Genomic DNA, 433 nt, shown 5'->3' on the forward strand with positions numbered 1-433 from the left:
TTGCCAAGGGGCGGGGACAAACAGACGCCCGTGCGGGGAGTGCCTACAATGCGTACCGTATTTTATGCATACCGTATGGGCGGCAGAGCGCATGGTATATTACAAAGCACCATATCCATATACCTCCACCCTAGACAGTGTGGACTAGATAGGGGAAAGAGGTAAAATGAGAAACATGAAAGAAAATGAAGGCATTCACAGGCACGATATAAGCGACGAGGCGTGGGAACGGATAAAAGACCTTCTGCCCGGACAGGCAGGGAAGCACGGGGGAGCGGCGAAAGACAGCCGCCTGTGTATCAACGCGGCGGCGTGGCAGACGCCCACGGTGTCTCCGCGGAGAATCATACCAACTGAATTAGCGAAACGGAAAAGCATATATAAGCGGATTGTCCGTAAAGCGGGAAAAGGAAATAGAGAAAATTTTGACGTA

1 protein-coding gene is annotated in these 433 nt (G+C 51.5%); it reads left to right on the forward strand.

Going from position 1 to position 433, the window contains the following annotated elements:
- Positions 1 to 175: 175 nt before the first annotated feature.
- Positions 176 to 433 (forward strand): transposase (locus AWU74_RS08665; RefSeq protein WP_162505134.1); only part of this gene is annotated, 258 nt, incomplete at its 3' end.

The sequence above is a fragment of the Treponema endosymbiont of Eucomonympha sp. genome (genome assembly GCF_001028545.1).